The organism is Milkweed yellows phytoplasma str. MW1 (genome assembly GCF_000309485.1).
Lineage (GTDB): Bacteria > Bacillota_I > Bacilli_A > Acholeplasmatales > Acholeplasmataceae > Phytoplasma.
Genome location: NZ_AKIL01000048.1, coordinates 1 through 3,826, shown reverse-complemented (window position 1 = coordinate 3,826; position 3,826 = coordinate 1). Strand labels below are relative to the sequence as shown.

At 29.4% G+C, this 3,826-nt stretch carries 3 protein-coding genes and 1 pseudogene; all 4 read right to left on the bottom strand.

Annotated elements, in window-relative coordinates; translation table 11 throughout:
• Window positions 1–269, bottom strand: a pseudogene (locus RI76_RS01130) (hypothetical protein); the annotation flags it as partial.
• 121 nt (window positions 270–390) lie between these two features.
• Window positions 391–1,971, bottom strand: coding sequence for a hypothetical protein (locus RI76_RS01125; protein ID WP_017192299.1), 1,581 nt, complete (start codon window positions 1,969–1,971; stop codon window positions 391–393).
• A gap of 71 nt (window positions 1,972–2,042) precedes the next feature.
• On the bottom strand, window positions 2,043–2,333 hold the full coding sequence (locus RI76_RS01120) for a hypothetical protein (RefSeq protein WP_017192298.1): 291 nt from the start codon (window positions 2,331–2,333) through the stop codon (window positions 2,043–2,045).
• The gene (locus tag RI76_RS01115) at window positions 2,333–3,535 is read right to left on the bottom strand and encodes an AAA family ATPase (RefSeq protein WP_017192297.1); all 1,203 of its coding nucleotides are present in this window, start codon (window positions 3,533–3,535) and stop codon (window positions 2,333–2,335) included. The genes RI76_RS01120 and RI76_RS01115 overlap by 1 nt, the downstream gene beginning before the upstream one ends.
• Window positions 3,536–3,826 lie beyond the last annotated feature (291 nt).

The window sequence follows — 3,826 nt, the reverse complement described above, 5'->3', positions numbered from 1 at the left end:
TAAGATTTGATTTGATCATAATCAGCTTGAGTTATTGATTTTTTAGAGGTTGTATACTTCTGGTTCATGGACGGTTTGTTTGTTGTTGAATGAGTGTCTAATATTTGATGTTCGTTAGTTTTTTGGTTATTATTATTTAATGATGATTTGGAATTAGGTAAAGTTTTATTCATCTTGGGTATTTTTTTATTTAAAACAAAACCAATCAATATACAAAAAAGAATAATGCCAATAATAATGATTGTTTTATTTTTTTTAAGAAAGTTCATGTTTTTAATATCCTTTCAAATAATAGTAGTAATTGAGGTCATTTTAATAACACATCAATTACTACTATTATATAACGTTATTGTTTTAAAATTAAAGAAAATTTATATTTGGTAATAATTTTTATGCTTTATTTTTTTTATTATTATCATTAGTTGTATAATATTTTCGATATTGTCTTTGTTTAATTCTTTCTTGAACTTTGGCGTACTTTGGAGATTTTTGTTTTAATTCTTCTTCTCTCGCATTTATTTCTTCGTTTTTGGTTTCTATTTTTTTTGCTAACTTAATGTGTTCATCTGCTAATGTTAATATATCAGAAGCTTCTTTTCTTTTTTTATCTAATTCGTCAACGATTTTTTCGTATTCCATAATTACAGAGTTTTCTTTTTGTACGATTTTTGTAACTACTTGCCTTGATTCTCCGTATTCTTCGATACTTTTATCAGATTGTAATTTACATTTATAATCTCCATATTTTTGTTCAGCGTCTTTATAGTCTGCTTTGGCTTCGTCTAAATCTTTTTCAATTCTTTTAGTAATTGTTTCGTATGTTTGCTGGTCCATCATTTTAGGAGTTCCATCTTCGTTTTGCATTAATTGTTGAGCTAAGTGGACTGCACGGTGTACTTCGTGAACAATCAATCCACCTTTAGCGATAGTTCCAGCGGTTTTTTTAGTTAAACCACCGCCTACTGCTCTTAACATACCTCGTCCTCCGAAGGCATCCATATATAATTCGGCGCCTTGGAAAATAGCGTCACGAAGATTACCGAAACTAAATTCATGTTTTTTATCCCAAGCGGTTAAATTTTGTCTTGCGGCATCGGCGGCTGCTCTCATTATTTCTAATCCTTCTTTTCTTACTTTGATAGCTGCTTGTTTTTCTTTTATTTCATCGATGTTTTTTTGGTTTTCGGTGCGGCGTTGTTCGATAGTTTGGATTTGTTTAAATAATGATTTTTCACCTTCTGTTAAATCTTTATATTGGGTTTCTAACATTTCTTTAAATTTTTTGGTTCTTGTTAACATGTTTTCGTACATTGTTTGATCGGATTCTAATTTGCTAATTTGGAGTTTAATTGGTGCTATTTTTCTAATTAATTCACTTCTTTCGTCTTCTAATTTATCAATTTCTTCTTGTAAAAGTTTTTTATCATCGGGGTTAGTTGTTGTTTTAAGTTCTTCTTGTTTAGTTTTTGTTTTTTTCTCTTTGTTGTCTAATTCAGCTTCTTTTTGTTTTAATTGTTCTTTTAAGATATTAATGTTATTTTCTGTTTCTTGTTTTTGTTTTTTGATATCGTTAATCTTTGTTTCTGTTTGGTTTATTAGTTCTTGGATTTTCTCTTTTTGTTCTTGGGTTAGTTCTTGGGCTTCGTAGAGTTCTTTTAATTCGGCTTTTACTTTGGTTAATTCTTGTTCCCAATTATCTTTTAATCCTTGGTAGTTATTAATGACTTCATCGTATTTGTTGATGGCTTTGTCGATTTCATTGATTAATTGACCAGTGTATTTACTAGATGATTCTTTTGGTTTATGAAAGAAACATAAGTAAATGAAACCTAAAATACTGATAATGATTAAAAAATAAGTTAAATAGCCTTGCCATGTAGTTGTGTTGTGTGTTTGTTTAGAATTAATTGTTTGATTGGTGGAAAGTTTTCTTTTCAAGAAAAAGAAAATACCGAAGATAGCGGTAGCCATTAAAAACCAAGTAAAATAAGACTTAAAGGTTAGATAAGTTTTAATTAGTAGGTCTAAAGGTGTTTTTATAATTATTTACCTCCTTTCTCTTTGTTTTTTTGTTCGATTTTTTCTTGTTTATCAATTAATTTATCTAAATTTTTATTAATTTTATCAAATCTTTCTTGCGTTTCATTTTTCATTTTGTCTAAATTATCTTGAATTCCGTCAATTTTTTGTCCCAAAGATTTCGAAGGAAAATCAATTTGCTCTGTTATAATTAATGGTTTTTCAAAAAAAGTTTTACTGATACATAACGAAACAATAATTGTTAATATCATTGTTGATGTGAAAATTAAAATTTCTTTTAGTTTTGAATTCATTATTTTATTTCTCCTTTCGGTGGATTTTTAGTTTTATTTTCTTGTTCGATAGTGTTTAAGATGGTTTCATCTTGAGAAATTATCATTTTATAAGCTTCTTTTAAGTCTTCTTTATTGATCGCATTTTTTCTACTTTCCCCTTGGCCACGGTTTTTAGCGAAGATAGTGACAGTTGTTTTTAACAGGTTTTCTAGAGTACGATTGGCTTTTTTAAATTGGTGGTCAACTGGTAACCTTTCTAAGGATTCATTGATAATATTGTATAAATATTTTTTCGCTTCTTCACTGTAAGGGTTTTTACGTTTGTTGATTAAGAATTCTAAAAAGGCTTTTCTTTCTTCTTTATTGCCTGGTTTAACTTCGATATTGTAAGTGAATCTTGATTTAATGGCTTCATCAATTTGGTCGATGTGGTTAGTTGCTCCAATAATAAAGATAGGTTTTTGAGGGTTATTTTCAAATGATGTCATTTCGGTTTTGAATTGGTTTACCACATTGGCGACTTCTGAACCAGCTTCTAATCCACTTAAATCAGTAAAGATGGTTTCACATTCATCTAAGAAGATAATGGCTCCGTTGTGTTCTTCTGCTTCTTCGCGAGCGTATTCGAATAAATCCTTCACTAGTTGTGGAGCAATTCCTTTATATTTTTGGGAAAAGATTGAACTGCTTACTTCAAAGAAAGGTAAATTAGTTTCTTTGGCTAAGCCTCTAGCTAAGGTTGTTTTACCTGTACCAGGAATACCATACATTAAGATGCCTAAGGGCGAATCGACCTCGCCGATATTGTTATAGTTTTCTTTATTGTTAAGGTAATCAATAAAACCTTCTACGGCTTGTTTTTCTTCTTTGAAACCGATTAATTGGTTGAAAGAAGGGAATTTTGAAGGATCAGAAGGTTCAAAAGAAACCTCTTGTTGAATATTTTTGTGTGGTGAATCATGAGGATTCATAGATTTTTCCTCTTCATCATTATTAGTGTTAGATGTTGAGGTTTCGGATTCTTTTAGTTGTTGTTGTCGAAGTCTTTCTATGGTTTGATGTTGTGTCTTGAGAGCTTGTTCTGTTTCTGTTAAAGCGTTATGATGAATCCACACATAAGTACCTAAAAAAAGGGTGACAAAAAATAAAATAATAGTTAAAAATTTGATAAAATCTACTTTGGATGATTTATCATTATTTTTTTTGTTAATTACAGCCATATTGAAATTAATTCCTTTCTGAGGTTTGTTAGTTGTTATTTTTTTGTACCTCGATAGTTGTTTTTTGCCTCTACAAATTTAGTGAGGAAAAAGTTAAAAACCCTTGAAAGGGCTAATTAAGGTTTTGACTAAGAATATCGCAACAGATTACTTATTTAAGCGTTATTTTACAATCTTAGTTCCGTTCTAACAAAAAAAGACCAATTAATTATTGGGTGAGCCCCAGCAAAATAGTTCCGAATGAGAACAACTAATTTTTCTAAAACAAATACCTTTTAGAAAAAATTATTT